The 15186-nt window shown below is 66.9% G+C and carries 14 protein-coding genes and 1 tRNA gene; 9 read left to right on the forward strand and 6 right to left on the reverse strand.

Annotated elements, in window-relative coordinates; genetic code table 11:
• Positions 1-23: 23 nt before the first annotated feature.
• A tRNA-Leu gene (locus tag A3M1_RS0100220) sits at positions 24-108 on the reverse strand.
• Between the two features lie 146 nt (positions 109-254).
• Complete coding sequence (locus tag A3M1_RS0100225) at positions 255-1742, reverse strand: bifunctional ADP-dependent NAD(P)H-hydrate dehydratase/NAD(P)H-hydrate epimerase (protein WP_018386932.1); 1488 nt, start codon at positions 1740-1742, stop codon at positions 255-257.
• A 352-nt stretch (positions 1743-2094) separates the two neighbouring features.
• Here A3M1_RS0100225 and A3M1_RS0100230 point away from each other — a divergent pair, with 352 nt between their 5' ends.
• The 3 genes from A3M1_RS0100230 to A3M1_RS0100240 all read left to right on the forward strand — a co-directional run bounded on the left by A3M1_RS0100230 (position 2095) and on the right by A3M1_RS0100240 (position 5750).
• Positions 2095-2433, forward strand: coding sequence for a P-II family nitrogen regulator (locus tag A3M1_RS0100230; protein ID WP_018386933.1), 339 nt, complete (start codon positions 2095-2097; stop codon positions 2431-2433).
• A gap of 132 nt (positions 2434-2565) precedes the next feature.
• Complete coding sequence (gene glnA / locus A3M1_RS0100235) at positions 2566-3975, forward strand: type I glutamate--ammonia ligase (protein WP_018386934.1); 1410 nt, start codon at positions 2566-2568, stop codon at positions 3973-3975.
• Between the two features lie 164 nt (positions 3976-4139).
• Positions 4140-5750: an autotransporter outer membrane beta-barrel domain-containing protein gene (locus tag A3M1_RS0100240; RefSeq protein ID WP_018386935.1), complete on the forward strand. Its 1611-nt coding sequence runs from the start codon at positions 4140-4142 to the stop codon at positions 5748-5750.
• Between the two features lie 200 nt (positions 5751-5950).
• Here the strand turns inward: A3M1_RS0100240 and rpsI are convergent, their stop codons facing one another.
• Both rpsI and rplM read right to left on the reverse strand, forming a co-directional pair.
• The gene (gene rpsI / locus A3M1_RS0100245; protein WP_018386936.1) at positions 5951-6427 is read right to left on the reverse strand and encodes a 30S ribosomal protein S9; all 477 of its coding nucleotides are present in this window, start codon (positions 6425-6427) and stop codon (positions 5951-5953) included.
• A 2-nt stretch (positions 6428-6429) separates the two neighbouring features.
• Positions 6430-6891, reverse strand: coding sequence for a 50S ribosomal protein L13 (gene rplM / locus A3M1_RS0100250; RefSeq protein ID WP_018963936.1), 462 nt, complete (start codon positions 6889-6891; stop codon positions 6430-6432).
• Positions 6892-7180: 289 nt separating this feature from the next.
• Between rplM and A3M1_RS0100255 the strand changes: the two genes are divergently transcribed.
• On the forward strand, positions 7181-7633 hold the full coding sequence (locus A3M1_RS0100255) for a CoA-binding protein (RefSeq protein WP_018386938.1): 453 nt from the start codon (positions 7181-7183) through the stop codon (positions 7631-7633).
• Here the strand turns inward: A3M1_RS0100255 and A3M1_RS0100260 are convergent.
• Positions 7621-8463 carry a MipA/OmpV family protein gene (locus A3M1_RS0100260; RefSeq protein WP_018386939.1) on the reverse strand — a complete coding sequence of 281 codons (843 nt, stop codon included), beginning with the start codon at positions 8461-8463 and terminating at the stop codon, positions 7621-7623. The two genes, A3M1_RS0100255 and A3M1_RS0100260, sit on opposite strands and share 13 nt — an antisense overlap.
• A gap of 156 nt (positions 8464-8619) precedes the next feature.
• Between A3M1_RS0100260 and A3M1_RS0100265 the strand changes: the two genes are divergently transcribed.
• From A3M1_RS0100265 to A3M1_RS0100285, 5 genes are all read left to right on the forward strand, one after another.
• Positions 8620-9519 carry a LytTR family DNA-binding domain-containing protein gene (locus tag A3M1_RS0100265; protein ID WP_018386940.1) on the forward strand — a complete coding sequence of 300 codons (900 nt, stop codon included), beginning with the start codon at positions 8620-8622 and terminating at the stop codon, positions 9517-9519.
• Between the two features lie 294 nt (positions 9520-9813).
• Complete coding sequence (locus tag A3M1_RS0100270; protein ID WP_018386941.1) at positions 9814-11106, forward strand: O-acetylhomoserine aminocarboxypropyltransferase; 1293 nt, start codon at positions 9814-9816, stop codon at positions 11104-11106.
• Positions 11107-11311: 205 nt separating this feature from the next.
• Positions 11312-11473, forward strand: coding sequence for a DUF1127 domain-containing protein (locus A3M1_RS25585; protein WP_018386942.1), 162 nt, complete (start codon positions 11312-11314; stop codon positions 11471-11473).
• Between the two features lie 150 nt (positions 11474-11623).
• A complete protein-coding gene (trmFO, locus tag A3M1_RS0100280; RefSeq protein ID WP_018386943.1) occupies positions 11624-13057 on the forward strand; it encodes a methylenetetrahydrofolate--tRNA-(uracil(54)-C(5))-methyltransferase (FADH(2)-oxidizing) TrmFO in 1434 nt (477 codons plus the stop codon).
• Positions 13054-14127 (forward strand): serine/threonine protein kinase, encoded by a 1074-nt coding sequence (locus A3M1_RS0100285; protein WP_018386944.1) that lies wholly within the window; start codon positions 13054-13056, stop codon positions 14125-14127. Before trmFO ends, A3M1_RS0100285 begins: the two co-directional genes overlap by 4 nt.
• Here A3M1_RS0100285 and A3M1_RS0100290 read toward each other — a convergent pair.
• Positions 14124-15044, reverse strand: a complete 921-nt coding sequence (locus A3M1_RS0100290) for a LysR family transcriptional regulator (RefSeq protein ID WP_018386945.1) — start codon at positions 15042-15044, stop codon at positions 14124-14126. The genes A3M1_RS0100285 and A3M1_RS0100290 overlap by 4 nt on opposite strands.
• Positions 15045-15186: the final 142 nt, after the last annotated feature.

The raw sequence follows: 15186 nt of genomic DNA on the forward strand, positions 1-15186 counted from the left end.
CGGCACCGGACAAGGGCAGGCACTGGTGCGGGCGGAGGGACTCGAACCCCCACGACTCTCGCCACTGGAACCTAAATCCAGCGCGTCTACCAGTTCCGCCACGCCCGCGGTTGCGCCTGTCGCCCGCCACATCGTCCGCGAGGGACGCGCATGGGCGCATGTGCGCGCACCCGAGAAGGTACCGCCAGCCGGGTGCGGGCTTATAACACGGTCATGACGCTGCGCCAGCGCAAAATGCGCGCCCCCGCTCGCCGCTACACAGCCCCGAGAAAGCCGAACAGCCTGACATAGACCGGGCGCAGCGCCTCGATCAGATCATCGGCCACCAGCCCCGGCCCGGCCTCGCGCGCCGCCTCGCCATGCAGCCACACGCCAGCGCTCGCCGCCTCGAAGGGCGCCATGCCCTGCGCCAGCAGCCCGCCGACGATTCCCGCCAGCACATCGCCCGCCCCCGCTGTCGCGAGATAGGGCGGCGCGTTGGCAGCGATCGAGGCGCGCCCGTCCGGGCTCGCCACCACCGTGTCGGGCCCCTTGAGCAGCAGGGTCGCCCCGAGCCGGGCCGCCCCGGCGCGCGCCCGCTCCAGCCGCGAGGGCGCCTCCAGCACCTCCGGGCAGCCCTCGAACAGCCGGGCGAACTCGCCCTCATGCGGGGTGGCGACCGCCGCTGGCGCGGCCGCGAGCGCGCGGGCGAGCGCGTCCGCCTCGCCCTTGAAGGAGGTGAGGAGATCGGCGTCGATCACCAGCCGCCGGTCGCCGCAGGCCGCCAGTCGCTCGCGCGCCCCCGGCCCGACGCCGAGGCCCGGCCCCAGCACCACCGTCGTCAGCCGGGCATCGGCCAAAAGCTGCGCCAGCCCGGTGGCGTCCTCCACCGGCCGCACCATGACGGCGGAGAGATTGGCCGCGTGGATCGCCAGCGCCTCCGCCGGGCAGGCCACCGTCACCAGCCCCGCCCCGGCCCGCAGCGCCGCGCGGGCGGCCAGTCGCGTCGCCCCGGTCGCCTGCGCCGGGCCGGAGACGGCGACGAGATGGCCGCGACTATATTTATGCCCTTCCGCCGCCGGCACCGGGAAACGATCCGCCCACAGCTCCGGCACGTTCTCGAAGGCGCGGGGCGCGATCGCGTCCAGCGCGTCGGGCCGGATTCCGATAGCGGCCACGGTCAGTTCGCCCGCATGCAGGCGGCCCGGCAGCAGCACATGGCCGGGCTTGGGCCGGAAGAAGGTGACGCTCCAGCGCGCCTTTATCGCCGCCCCGCGCACCGCGCCGGTGGCGCCGTCGATGCCGGAGGGCAGGTCGACCGCCAGCACCGGCAGGCCGCTGGCGTTGACGCGCTCGACCAAATCCCGCGCCACGCCGTCGAGATCGCGCGCCAGCCCGGCGCCGAACAGGGCGTCGATGACGAGGTCGATCCCCTCCAGCGCCGCGCCTTCCGCCGGCTCGACCGGCCCGGTCCATCGCGCCGCCATCAGCGCCGCATCGCCGCACAGCGCGGCGCGCTCGCCCAGCAGCGCGAGGCGCACCCGATAGCCGCAAGCGACCAGAAGCCGCGCCGCGACGAATCCGTCGCCGCCATTATTGCCCGGCCCGCACAGCACCAGAACCCGCCCGCCGGCCACCGTCACCCGCGCCGCGAGCCGGGCGACCGCTTCTCCCGCCCGTTCCATAAGCACGGCGCCGGGCACGCCGGCATCGATGGTGAAGGCGTCGGCGCGCGCCATCTCGCTGGGGGTGAAAAGCTCCATGAAACCTTGTTCCTGCACGGTCCGGAAGGGGCTGCTTGGGTGTAGCCAAGCTTAGCCGAAACCGGCCTTCTCAGGCGAGCCGCGCCAGCGCCGCAGCAAACGGCGGCAAATGCCCATGTTTCGCGCAGCCTTCAGGCACCGATCGCGGCCGGAGTCGCCCAGTTCTTAATCATTCCGCCCAAAACTTCATCGTTCGCTGAAAACGAAGCTGTTTGGCCCGCCGCGTGGCGCCGTGCGATGATGGGCTATTAACGGTTTCCGGCGACACTGGGGTGCTTGGCATGGGTTCTGCTTCTTCGCGACCCGACTCGGCCGGGCGTCGCGGATCGACGAGTCAGGGAGACGAGGTCAGATGAAGAAGATTGAGGCCATCATTAAGCCCTTCAAGCTCGACGAGGTGAAGGAGGCGCTGCAGGAAATCGGCCTGCAGGGCATCACCGTCACGGAAGCCAAGGGCTTCGGCCGGCAGAAGGGGCATACGGAACTGTATCGCGGCGCGGAATACGTCGTCGATTTCCTGCCCAAGGTGAAGATCGAGATCGTGGTCGCCGACGAAACGGTGGAAACCGCGATCGACGCCATCCGCCGCGCCGCCCAGACCGGCCGCATCGGCGATGGCAAGATCTTCGTTTCCAACATCGAAGAGGCCATTCGCATTCGTACCGGCGAGTCGGGCGTCGACGCCATCTGAGAGCCAGCGTAGTATGGTCGCGCATATGAGCGCGCCGCATCCTGACAGGGTGCGGCGCGTATCGTCGTTGACCATCCGCTTGGGACCAGCTGCCCCTCAAAAGACGGCAGTATCAGAAGAGGTACGAACAATATGACGACGGCCAAGGATGTACTGAAGCTAATAAAGGACAACGACGTTAAATACGTCGACCTGCGCTTCACCGATCCGCGCGGCAAGTGGCAGCATGTGACCTTCGACATCACGATGGTCGACGAAGATTTCTTCGCCGAAGGTCAGGCTTTCGATGGTTCCTCCATTGCGGGCTGGAAGGCCATCAACGAATCGGACATGCACCTGCAGCCCGATCTCGATTCCGTCAGCATCGACCCGTTCTTCGCCGAGACCACCATGGTCGTGGTCTGCGACGTGCTGGAGCCGACCACGGGCGAGCCCTATGGCCGCGACCCGCGCGGCATTTCCAAGAAGGCCGAGGCCTATCTGAAGTCCACCGGCATCGGCGACACCATCTATATCGGGCCGGAAGCCGAGTTCTTCATTTTCGACGACGTGCGCTTCACCGCCGACCCCTACAACACCGGCTTCAAGCTCGATTCGGTCGAACTGCCCACCAATGGCGGCACCGAATATGAAGGCGGCAATCTCGGCCACCGCGTCCGCACCAAGGGCGGCTATTTCCCGGTTCCGCCGGTCGACAGCTGCCAGGACCTGCGCGGCGAGATGCTCGCCGCCATGGCCCGCATGGGCGCCAAGGTCGAGAAGCACCACCACGAAGTCGCCTCCGCCCAGCATGAGCTGGGGCTGAAGTTCGACACGCTGGTGACGATGGCCGACCAGCTGCAGATCTATAAGTACTGCATCCACCAGGTCGCCAACGTCTATGGCAAGACGGCCACCTTCATGCCGAAGCCGATCTTCGGCGACAACGGCTCGGGCATGCATGTGCACCAGTCGATCTGGAAGGACGGCAAGCCGCTGTTCGCCGGCAACAAATATGCCGACCTCAGCCAGGAATGCCTGTGGTACATTGGCGGCATCATCAAGCACGCCAAGGCACTGAACGCCTTCACCAACCCGCTGACCAACTCCTATAAGCGGCTGGTCCCCGGCTACGAGGCCCCCGTGCTGCTCGCCTATTCCGCGCGCAACCGCTCGGCCTCCTGCCGCATCCCCTACACCACCTCGCCCAAGGCCAAGCGCGTCGAGACCCGCTTCCCGGACCCGGGTGCGAACCCCTATCTCGCCTTCGCCGCGCTGCTGATGGCCGGCCTTGACGGCATTCTGAACAAGATCGATCCCGGTCCGGCCATGGACAAGGACCTGTACGATCTGCCGCCGAAGGAGCTGAAGAAGATCCCGACCGTCTGCGGTTCGCTGCGCGAGGCGCTGTCCTCGCTCGACAAGGACCGCGACTTCCTCAAGAAGGGCGGCGTGTTCGAGGACGACTTCATCAACGCCTATATCGAGCTGAAGATGGTCGAGGTGATGCGGTTCGAGATGACCCCGCACCCGGTCGAGTTCGAGATGTACTATTCGGTCTGACCGGCACGCCGGCTGACCAACGGAAAGGGGCGCCGCAGGGCGCCCCTTTTTGTGCGCCCACCCCTCGATCTCCTGCGCATACCCAGAGGTATCTCAATCCAGCCCTTTCACGCGCGCGTGAATCGTGTAGGAATTTTGCTGGGGTATCTCAAGGGGGCTTTTCTATGCGTCATACCGTGTTGGGCGCCGTCGCGTCCGTGCTTCTGATGGGCACCAGCAGCGGCGCGCTCGCGTCGGCCGGCTGCTCCGCCCTGAACGGGACTTTCTCCGGCGGTTCGATCTCCGGCAGCACGTCCGGCACCGGGTTCGATGCCGGCGACACGATCAAGCTGACCGTCACCGCCGTCGGGGGCTCCGACCGGCTGGGCCTCTACAACGCGACGACGCACAACCCGGCGATCCTGAGCTTCGACACGGTCGGCTCGCAGACCTATGTCGTGCCGGAGGCGACCTCGGACGAACTCATCATCAGCGGCACGCAGTCCAACTCAGGCTCGAATTTCGCGTGGAGCTGCACGGCCGGCGGCGGCGCGAATGGCGGCGCCACCGACAGCCAGAAACTGGCCAGCGTCCAGGCGATCGGCTCGACGGTCGTAGCCAACACATCAGGCGCCGCCATCAGCACCTCGGTGTCCACCGCCATCGATTCCGCGCTGGGTGGGGGTAGCTCCAGTCCCTCGACACCGACGATCACGGCCATGACCCGCGAGGAATATGCCGATTATATGGTCCAGGTGGAATCCAAGGGGCGAACATTACCCAAGAGTTTAGCCGACACGACCTACACTTATGCGCTCATTAACTATGGACGCCAGTATTTGAAGGGCTTCGTGCCCGTGAGGACCGAAGATGGCGTCGAGTGGGTGAGCGCATCTTCGGTGACGGCTGGCACCTCGTCGCAATTCGCTCCTTCAGGCGACCGCACCGGCGTTTCGGAAACCGCGGGCGATGCCTTCTCGGCCCTCAGCTATGCGAACGTCAACAAGTCGCTCTCGCTCGCCACACCGATGATCGAGCAGAACTGGAGCGCCTGGGTCGATGTGCGCGGCAGCGGATTCCAGCAGTCGGATTCCGACCTGCTGAAGGGCACGCAGATCAACGCCACGGTTGGCCTCACCTATCGTCTCGCCCCCGCCGTCGTGGTCGGCGTGTTCGGCGGCTATGAGAATTTCGATTACGATTTCGCCTGGCTCACCGGCAACCTGAATGGCGACGGCGCCACGGTCGGCACCTATGCCGGCTGGCAGATCACGCCGACGCTGCGCTGGAAGGGCATGGTTGGCTGGACCGGGCTCAGCTACGACGCCTCCGCCGGTCTGGCGGCCGGCAGCTTCGACGGCTCGCGCTGGCTGCTCTCGACCGGGATCAATGGCACCTATGATGTCGGCGGCTATACCGTCGAACCCTCCGCCGATGTGTTCGCCCTCTGGGAAAGCCAGGGCAACTATATCGACACGCTGGGCGGGCTCCACGATTCGCGCGATTTCTCCACCGGGCGCGTCGCGCTGGGCGGCAAGGTGACGGCGCCGCACTGGATCGAGGGCGTGATGCCCTATCTCGGCCTTTACGCCGACTGGCGCTTTGCCTCGGACGATGCCGTGGTGGCGGATGTGCCCGACACCGGCATTGGCGACGGCTGGTCGGCGCGGGTGACGGGCGGTTTCAGCATGCGTGTTCTAACGGCCGGATCGCTGTCGCTCGGCGGCGAATATGGCGGCATCGGCGCGGATTACAGCGTGTGGACCGGCACCGCCCGGCTGACCGTGCCGTTCTGAGCCTCGTCACACGGACGGCGGGGGCGGCCAAAGCCACCTTCGCCTTCCCGCCTTCGCCGTGCCGCTGCGCCGTGAAGACTTCGCCGTAGGGCCTCCACAGAAGCGCCCGGCCAATATAACGAGCAGGCAAACATATCGAGCGGACAAACAAAAAGGGCGGGTCCAAGGACCCGCCCTTTCGTATTGTAGGGAAACGCCGATCAGCGCTTCGAGAACTGGAAGCTGCGGCGGGCCTTGGCCTTGCCGTACTTCTTACGCTCGACGACACGCGAATCGCGGGTCAGGAAGCCGCCCTTCTTCAGCGGGCCGCGCAGCTCGGGCTCGTAATAGGTGAGCGCGCGCGAAATGCCGTGGCGCAGCGCGCCGGCCTGGCCGGAGAGGCCGCCGCCGGAAACGGTGCACACCACGTCATACTGGCCGGTACGGGCCGCCGTGGTGAAGGGCTGCTGGATGATGAGGCGCAGCACGGGACGGGCGAAATACACCTCGATCTCGCGCTCATTGACCAGGATCTTGCCGGTGCCGGGGCGGATCCACACGCGGGCGACCGCGTTCTTGCGCTTGCCGGTGGCGTAGGAGCGGCCCTGGCGGTCCAGCTTCTGGACATGCTTGGGGGCCTCGGGGGCCTGGGACTTGAGGGCTTCGAGCCCGTCGAGCGACTGGATGAGCTCAGCCATGATCAGTTCCCCACATTCTTGCGGTTGAGCGCGGCGACATCGAGCGTCTCCGGCTGCTGGGCTTCATGCGGATGGGTGGCACCCTTGTAGACGCGCAGATTGCCCATCAGCTTGCGGCCGAGCGGGCCGCGCGCCAGCATGCGCTCCACGGCCTTCTCGACCACGCGCTCGGGGAAACGACCTTCGAGGATGAACTTAGCCGTCCGCTCCTTGATGCCGCCGGGGAAACCGGTGTGGTGGTAATAGACCTTGTCGTCGCGCTTGCGGCCGGTCAGCACCACCTTGTCGGCATTGATGACGACGATGTTGTCGCCGCAATCGACATGCGGGGTGTAGATCGGCTTGTGCTTGCCCTTGAGGCGGGTGGCGATGATGGTCGCGAGACGGCCGACCACGAGGCCGGACGCGTCGATCACGACCCATTTCTTCTGAATATCGGCGGGTTTTGCCGAAAACGTCTTCATGGGAAAATCCATATGCAAGGGCGCGGAATGCCCGCACCTCTCTCGTGGCGGGTTTCTAGACGAGCCCACGCGCAACGTCAATGTCGCCATACGCCGAATTCATGTTACTAATCAACGAGTTGCAATTTAGGTATTTTAATACCACGCGCTAACCCCTTGAAATAGACCTCCGCCACCCGCGAAGGGCCGTGCGCGCACCGACGCACCGCTCCTGCGAAAAAGCTCGCCTCGCCCGCCGCCCGGTCCCATATGGCGGGACGCGCCCCGCCTCCAGCCTTCAGGTCCTGCGATGAATCACGATTCCTATGACGACGCCTTCATCGCCGACTGGCTTGCCGGCGTGCGGACCATTGCGGTCGTCGGCGCCAGCCCGAAGCCCGATCGCCCCAGCCATGGCGTCGCGCTCTATCTCGCCCAGCGCGGCTACAAGGTGTTCGCGATCAATCCCGGCCAGGCCGGGCGCGCCATTGCCGGCCTGCCGACCTATGCCCACCTCGCCGACGTGCCCGAGCCGATCGACATGGTCGACGTGTTCCGCGCGCCCGAGCATCTCGAATCCGTGGTCGGGGAAGCGCTGGCGCTCTCGCCCCGGCCCAAGCTGATCTGGGGTCAGCTCGGCGTGCGCGACGATGCGGCGGCGGCGCGGGCAGAGGCCGGCGGCATCGCGGTGATCATGAACCGCTGCCCGGCGATCGAGATTCCCCGCCTGCGCCTCGCCCGGCCGGACGCTCAGAAGCGATAGCCGACCAGCAGCATCACCGAGGGCTGGAACGCCTCCTGCACCACGGGGCTGTCGGCGGCGTCGCCAAGGAGATAGCCGAGGCCCACCTCGCCGCGCACCAGCCAATGCTCGGTGAACGCATAGGTCGCTGCCAGTTCGAGATCGACGCGCTTGAAGCCGGCGCCGATCTCGTAGCGCGGCAGTCCCGACAGGGCGGACTGCGCCGCCGTCACGCCGAAATAGGCCTGCATGTAGTCCTCGTCGGCCCAGGTGGTGGAAACGCCGGCGGAGACGCGGAACTGCCCGGCATCATGGGCGAGTTTGAATCCGAGCGTCGCCTGCGTGCCGTCGCTGCCGCCGACGATCCGCTCGAGCGAGCCGTAGATTTCGGCCGCGCCCCACTCATAGGTGAGGGTGGCGCCGACCACGCCGCCCATGTCGATGTCGCCAAGCCCCCTGAGATGGTCGGAATCACTCTGCTTGCGGCCGGTGTCATAGCCAAGCTGCCCGCTCAAAGTGAGATCGCCGAGGCTGTACACATTCACCGACACACCGCGCGGGTCGATTGTCACATGCTCGCCCAGCGTGGCGGTGACGAAGGGAACGGGCTGAACGTCGAACTCGTCCGATCCCTCATATGTCGGCGCGATCAGCACGCCGCCGCCCAGCACGACATTCCAGCCGGCCAGCTTCTCGGCGACGAAGAGCCAGCCATCGGCGGCGGAGGCGACCCCCGTGGGGCGCGGGGAGAGGGCCTCGGCCGCGCTCGGGTCGGCGGCGAAGGCGGATGGCAACAGCAGGGCGCAGCCGGCGAGCGGCAGGCCGAGATGGGCGAGGAAGCGGTATTTCATGCGCGGTCTCTGCGAGGGCCGGAGGGCACGTCCCGCAGAAACGTTCTGCGGGATGCCCACCCCTTCCGCGAGCGGGCCCACCGGGGCCAGTGCCGCTTCGTAATTGCGCCAAACTCTTCGCTATCGTGCAGTGCAGCACGCCAGGGAAAGCTGAACATGCGCGAATTCGCGAACGGATTTCTGGCGAACGCACCGTTGGCGAACTGGCTGCAGGCCCGCGCCCCCGAAGTCAGCTTCGCCCTCGCGCTCAGCCCGGTCTTCGCCTGGATGGCACCGTTCGACACCACCGAGGGCAGCGTGCTGGAGCGGCTGGCCTTCTGGGGCGGGCTGCTGGCCGCGTGGTTCCTGGTGCTGTCGATCACGCAGGCGCGGGCGCAGCGCCTGCCCCGGCTCGCCGCCCTGTCGCCGGCGGCGCGGATGGCGGTGGTAGTGGCCCTCGCGGCCCTGCCGATGATCGTCATCACCGGCCTCGCCGCCAGCGCGATGGAGGGCTGGCAGGCCAGCCCGTGGGAAGTGGTGGAAACGTATGTCCAGGTGCTGCTGATCGGCGCGCTGGTGACGCTGCTGTGGCAGGCCATCAGCCTCGCCCGTCCGGGCGCGGCGCGTCCTGCCCCGGCGATGGCGACGCCCGAGGCGGGCCAGCCCGCGGCATCGCTGCCGACCTTTGCCCGGCCTGCCTTTGCCCGGCCCGCCGCCGCCCTGCCCGCCACCGGCCTGCTGGCCCGACTGCCGCCCGCCCTGCGCGGTCCCCTGCTCTGCCTGCAGATGGAGGACCATTATGTCCGCATCCACACGGCCAAGGGTTCCGCGCTGGCACTGCTGCGCCTGAGCGACGCCATCGCCCAGACCGGCGCCACCGCCGGCCGGCAGGTCCACCGCTCCTGGTGGGTGTCTGACGAGGCGGTGGAAGGCTTCGAGAAACAGGGCCGCACCGGCCGGCTGCGGCTCTCCAACGGGCTGCGTGTGCCGGTGTCGCAGCGCTATGCGCGCGAGGTCGAAGCAGCGTTCGGGCCGGCGGCAGCGGAAGAGGCGACCTCCCCTCGGCTTCCGGGCTGAGGGCCGCTCAACCCCTCCTCCCGTTTCATCCTCCGGAAGAAGCGCAGGCCGGTTCCCGCAATAGGCGCAGGCCTCTCCGGCATCGGCGCGGCCTTCGGCGGGCCGTGCGCGCTGCTGTCCTCCCACCACGGCCGGGAGAACGGCCACGCCCGATATCAACAGCAATATTACGCTGTTTAATTCTTTCTCCAATCCTGTTGCGTTTTTTAGCGGAGGCGCGACACTGCCGGCCAAGACGCCCGCAGCGTCCCGCGCCCTCGCGCGGATCGCCGGCCCGTCGACAGGAGAACGCCAATGACCGACGTCACCTCGCCCGCTCCGGGCTTCGCCACCCTCGCCGTCCATGCCGGCGCCGCGCCCGACCCGACCACCAAGGCCCGCGCCACGCCGATCTACCAGACCACCTCCTTCGTGTTCGACGATGTCGACCACGCCGCCTCGCTGTTCGGGCTGAAGGCGTTCGGCAATATCTATACCCGCATCGGCAACCCGACCAATGCGGTGCTGGAAGAGCGCGTGGCGGCGCTGGAAGGCGGCACCGCCGCCCTCGCCGTGGCCTCCGGCCATGCCGCGCAGCTGCTTGCCTTCCAGACGCTGCTGACCCCCGGCGACGAGTTCATCGCCGCCCGCAAGCTCTATGGCGGGTCGATCAACCAGTTCAACCACGCCTTCAAGAGCTTCGGCTGGAACGTGGTGTGGGCCGATTCCGACGATGTCGCCTCCTTCGAGCGCGCCATCTCGCCGCGCACCAAGGCCATCTTCATCGAATCGATCGCCAATCCCGGCGGCATCGTCACCGACATCGCCGCCATATCGAAAATCGCCAAGCGCGCCGGCGTGCCGCTGATCGTCGACAACACGCTGGCCACCCCCTATCTCATCCGCCCGTTCGAGCATGGCGCCGACATCATCATCCATTCCGCCACCAAGTTTCTCGGCGGTCATGGCAATTCGATCGGCGGCGTGCTGGTCGATGGCGGCTCGTTCGACTGGATGCGCGAGGGGCGCTACCCCTTCCTCTCGCAGCCGCGGCCGGAATATGAGGGCATCGTCATTGGCGAGGCCTTCGGCAATTTCGCCTTCGCCATCGCCGCCCGGGTGCTGGGCCTGCGCGATCTCGGCCCGGCGCTGTCGCCCTTCAACGCCTTCCTGCTGCTCACCGGCATCGAGACCCTGCCGCTGCGCATCCAGCGCCATTGCGACAATGCGCTGGCGGTGGCCAAGCATCTCGCCGACCACCCCAAAGTGTCTTGGGTGAGCTATCCCGGCCTGCCGGGCGACCGCTATTACAACCTCGCCCAGCAATACACGCCGAAGGGCGCAGGCGCGGTGTTCACCTTCGGGCTCAAGGGCGGCTTCGAGGCCGGCGTCGCGCTGGTGTCGGGGGTGAAGCTGTTCTCGCACCTCGCCAATATCGGCGACACCCGCTCGCTCATCATCCACCCCGCCTCCACCACCCATCGCCAGCTCGCTGACGAGCAGAAGGTTCTGGCCGGTGCGGGCCCGGATGTGGTGCGGCTGTCGGTCGGAATCGAGGACGTGGCCGACATCATCGCCGATCTCGATCAGGCGTTGGCGGGCGCCTGATTCACGCCATGCTTTCGCCAGCCTTGCAGATCGTGAACGAATTGTGAGCGTGTCATGCGCGGCCCGCAGGGCTGGGATGCGGTATATTTCCTACCAAATGAGCAGGGTGTCAAATATATAGGCATCGGAATGATTAACGGACGTGCAGCTGCCGGGGATGCCCGGAGGCCGCGATCCGGTTAACCGACAACCGATGGAGACTGACATGCTGCTTTGGGGCCTCGTTGCCAAGCAGATCCGCCGCTACCAGGCGTATCGCCGCACTCTGATCGAGCTCTCCCAGCTCGACGACCGTACCCTCGCCGACATCAACGTGTCGCGTGGCGAAATCACCAGCGTTGCCCGTCGCGCCGCCGCTGCGGCGTGATGCGGGTTTGAGGCTGGACGAACAAGTCTCACTGCACTGATCGTCCACCTCACTGCACTCATTGTACGGCCCCGGAATTTTCCGGGGCCGTTCTTTTTTGCCCCCGTTCCGTGCTAAGCCGCGCACGGATTTGTTGAGCAGCGGCAGGATATGAGCATCACCGAAAAGCGCCCGGTTCACATTATCGGCGGCGGCCTCGCCGGCTGCGAAGCCGCCTGGCAGCTCGCCCGGCGCGGCATTGCGGTGGTGCTGCACGAGATGCGCCCAACCCGCTCCACCGACGCCCACAAGACCGACAGCCTGGCGGAGCTTGTGTGCTCTAACTCCTTCAGATCAGACGATTCTTCCAATAATGCCGTCGGCGTTCTGCACGCCGAGATGCGCCGCCTCGGCTCGCTCATCATGGCCTGCGCCGACAGCCACCAGATCCCCGCCGGCGGTGCGCTGGCGGTGGATCGCGAGGGCTTCGCCGAGGCCGTCACCGCCGCCATAACCGCCCATCCGCTGATCACGGTGGAGCGCGGCGAGGTTGCCGGCCTGCCGCCGGAGGAGTGGGACTCGGTGATTATCGCCACCGGCCCCCTCACCTCCCCGGCCCTGGCGGACGCCATCCGCGCCCGTGCGGACGAGCAGGCGCTTGCCTTCTTCGACGCGATCGCGCCGATAATTCACTTTGATTCCATAGACATGGACGTGTGCTGGTTCCAGTCCCGCTACGACAAGATGGGACCGGGCGGCACCGGTGCCGACTACATTAACTGCCCGATGGACAAGGAGCAGTACGAGGCCTTCGTCGCCGCGCTGGTCGCCTCCGACACCGTCCCCTTCCGCGAGTTCGAGGCCAACACCCCCTATTTCGACGGCTGCCTGCCGATCGAGGTGATGGCCGCGCGCGGCCCCGAGACCCTGCGCCACGGCCCGATGAAGCCGATGGGCCTGACCAATGCCCATAATCCGACCGTGAAGGCCTATGCCGTGGTGCAGCTGCGCCAGGACAACGCCTTGGGAACGCTCTACAATATGGTCGGCTTTCAGACCAAGACCCGCCATTCTGAACAGGTGCGCCTGTTCCGCATGATCCCCGGGCTGGAGAAGGCGGAATTCGCCCGGCTGGGCGGGCTGCACCGCAACACCTACCTCAATTCCCCCCGCCTTCTGGACGGCTCTCTGCGGCTCAAAGCCTTGCCGTGCCTGCGCTTTGCCGGCCAGATCACCGGCTGCGAGGGCTATGTGGAGAGCTCCGCCATGGGGCTGATGGCCGGCCTGTTCGCGGCGGCCGAGCGGCGCGGCGAGGCCCCTGCCCTGCCGCCCGCCACCACCGCGCATGGCGCCCTTCTCAACCACATCACCGGCGGCCATATCGAGACGGTGGAAGCGGGCCCGCGCTCCTTCCAGCCGATGAACATCAATTTCGGCCTGTTCCCGCCGCTTGATGCCAATCCCACCCGCGACACGGAAGGCAACCGCCTGCGCGGCGCGCAGAAGACGGTGGCCAAGAAGCAGGTGCTCGCCGCCCGCGCCCTCGCCGATCTCGACGCCTGGGCCAAGAGCCATGCCGACGAACCGGGCGAGGCTGCCGCGTGAGCTTCACGGTCCCCTCCAAGGGCGGCGTGTTCGAGCTCGACACGGTGCTCAAGCGAGACACATTCTCCACTATCGAGCGCGGCCTCTGGCGCGACCCCACCGGCCATGTCTTTCCGGCGGTCCGGCGCAACTATGCTGAGGTGAAATGGTGGGTGAAGCCGCTCGCCCGCCACTTCGCCGCCCGCGAGGCGCGCGCGCTCATCCGCGCCGAGGGCAGCGGCCACACCGTTCCGGTTTATGCGCTGGAAGAGGGCTATCTGATACGCGGCTTCGTCGACGGCATCCCGCTGCAGATCGCCAGGCCGCGCGGCGATCGCGCCTATTTTGCCTCCGCCCGCAAGGGCTTGCGCGAAGTGCATCGCCGCAACATCGCCCATAACGACCTCGCCAAGCCGCAGAACTGGCTTTACGCCGCCGATGGCCGCGCGGTGCTGATGGACTTTCAGCTGGCCATGGTTTTTTCCCGGCGCAGCAAGGCGTTCCGCGTCGCGGCCTATGAGGACATCCGCCATTTCCTCAAGCAGAAGCGCAGCTACTGCCCGGAGGCGCTGACCGCGCGGGAAAAGAAGATCCTCGCCCGCAAGAGCCTGTTCACCCGCGTGTGGATGCAGACCGGCAAGAAGCTCTACAATTTCGTCACCCGCCGCCTGCTCAATTATCACGACACTGAAGGGCGCGGCCCGCGCGCCATGGAACAGGGCCCGCGCATCGCCAGCACCCTCGCCGAGGTCGCGGGCGTGCGCGCCGTGCATATCTGCGACTTCCCCACCGCCGGGCACTCCTTCGGCCTCTACGCTTTCGTCGAGGCGGAGGGCGCAACTGAGGAAGCTTTGCGCGCGCATCTCGCCGCCCGCCTGCCGGACCTGCTGCCGCCCGAGCATCTCCAGGTCGTCCCCGCCTTGCCGCGCGACGCCACCGGCGCTGTGCGCGACGACCTCGTTCGTCTCGTCGCACTCAACCAGCTCGATCAGCTCTCCCAGCTGCCGCGCGGCCCACAGGAAGAGGCGGCGCTGGCAGCCATCATCCGCGACCGCCGTAATCTCAGCGACCGTGTGCGCGGCGGCATCTAGCCCGGCGCTGCGGCGGCATCCGCACCGGCCTGCGCCCTCAGTTCCCGCACGAAGGCGTCGACCAGCGGCTGCTCGCCCTTCAGTCGCCTTGAGGCGGCGAAATGGGTGGTCTCGAAGCCATAGGCCTCCGGCCTCAGAACGCGCATCTGGCCGCGCGCCACCCAGTCCTCGCCGATATGGCGCGGGAGATAGCCGATGAACCGGCCGGAGAGGATCATCATCACCTGCGCCTCCATCTGCACGATGGCGCCGCTCGCGCGCGGGTGGTTGACCCGGTAGAGATCGTCGAGGTGGCGATAGCGCCGCACCGAGAACAGCGCCTCCTCAATGCGGGCGTGGTTGACCTCGGTGCCCGGCACCTCGAACAGCCCATGGCCGCGCCCGCAATAGAGCGCCTGCGCTTCGCGGTTGAGCGGGACATAGGTGATGCCCGGCACCTTCTGCGAGAACGGCCCGACCACGATGTCCCGCTCCCCGTCCATCAGGGCCCGTTCCAGCACCAGCGGCGTGCCGAGCTCCAGATCGACGAAAACTTCCGACGCATAGGTCATATAGCGGGACAGCACCGTCTGCAGCCCGAGCTGCGGATTGGTGACGACGCCATCGACAATGCCGACCCGTAGCCGCCCGACAAGTCGCTGCTGATCACGGCCGATTCGGCCATGGAAGGCGTCGATATCCTCGAACAGCCGCTTGGCAGCAATGAGCGTCGATTCGCCGAAAGGCGTCAGCCGGAACCCTGCCCGCCCCCGCTCGCAGAGCTGCCCACCGAGCTTGCGCTCCAGCGCCGCCAGATGAGTCGAGAGGGTGGATTGCGATAGGTTCAGCGCGATCTGCGCATCCTGGAAGCCACCCTCCTGAGCCAGCGTGACGAAGACGCGCAGCAGCCGGAGGTCGATATTGTCGAGACGCCGCATGCGCGCTCCCAATCCGTCCGGGCGGTGCGCCGGCCCCCATCCGGGACGACAACCGCCAGGTCACCTCGATCTTTCGCATCGACATTTATCGATACATACTTCCACTAAATCCTATTCCTCTCGAACTGAATATGGAGGACGC

This window comes from Ancylobacter sp. FA202, assembly GCF_000380205.1.
Classification (GTDB): Bacteria; Pseudomonadota; Alphaproteobacteria; order Rhizobiales; family Xanthobacteraceae; genus Ancylobacter.

What these genes read in the sequence shown, in the direction of transcription:
- A3M1_RS0100225 (WP_018386932.1), bottom strand. Translation starts at nt 1,742, where the DNA reads ATGGAGCTTTTCACCCCCAGCGAGATGGCGCGCGCCGACGCCTTCACC.
- A3M1_RS0100230 (WP_018386933.1), top strand. Translation starts at nt 2,095, where the DNA reads ATGAAGAAGATTGAGGCCATCATTAAGCCCTTCAAGCTCGACGAGGTG.
- glnA (WP_018386934.1), top strand. Translation starts at nt 2,566, where the DNA reads ATGACGACGGCCAAGGATGTACTGAAGCTAATAAAGGACAACGACGTT.
- A3M1_RS0100240 (WP_018386935.1), top strand. Translation starts at nt 4,140, where the DNA reads ATGCGTCATACCGTGTTGGGCGCCGTCGCGTCCGTGCTTCTGATGGGC.
- rpsI (WP_018386936.1), bottom strand. Translation starts at nt 6,427, where the DNA reads ATGGCTGAGCTCATCCAGTCGCTCGACGGGCTCGAAGCCCTCAAGTCC.
- rplM (WP_018963936.1), bottom strand. Translation starts at nt 6,891, where the DNA reads ATGAAGACGTTTTCGGCAAAACCCGCCGATATTCAGAAGAAATGGGTC.
- A3M1_RS0100255 (WP_018386938.1), top strand. Translation starts at nt 7,181, where the DNA reads ATGAATCACGATTCCTATGACGACGCCTTCATCGCCGACTGGCTTGCC.
- A3M1_RS0100260 (WP_018386939.1), bottom strand. Translation starts at nt 8,463, where the DNA reads ATGAAATACCGCTTCCTCGCCCATCTCGGCCTGCCGCTCGCCGGCTGC.
- A3M1_RS0100265 (WP_018386940.1), top strand. Translation starts at nt 8,620, where the DNA reads ATGCGCGAATTCGCGAACGGATTTCTGGCGAACGCACCGTTGGCGAAC.
- A3M1_RS0100270 (WP_018386941.1), top strand. Translation starts at nt 9,814, where the DNA reads ATGACCGACGTCACCTCGCCCGCTCCGGGCTTCGCCACCCTCGCCGTC.
- A3M1_RS25585 (WP_018386942.1), top strand. Translation starts at nt 11,312, where the DNA reads ATGCTGCTTTGGGGCCTCGTTGCCAAGCAGATCCGCCGCTACCAGGCG.
- trmFO (WP_018386943.1), top strand. Translation starts at nt 11,624, where the DNA reads ATGAGCATCACCGAAAAGCGCCCGGTTCACATTATCGGCGGCGGCCTC.
- A3M1_RS0100290 (WP_018386945.1), bottom strand. Translation starts at nt 15,044, where the DNA reads ATGCGGCGTCTCGACAATATCGACCTCCGGCTGCTGCGCGTCTTCGTC.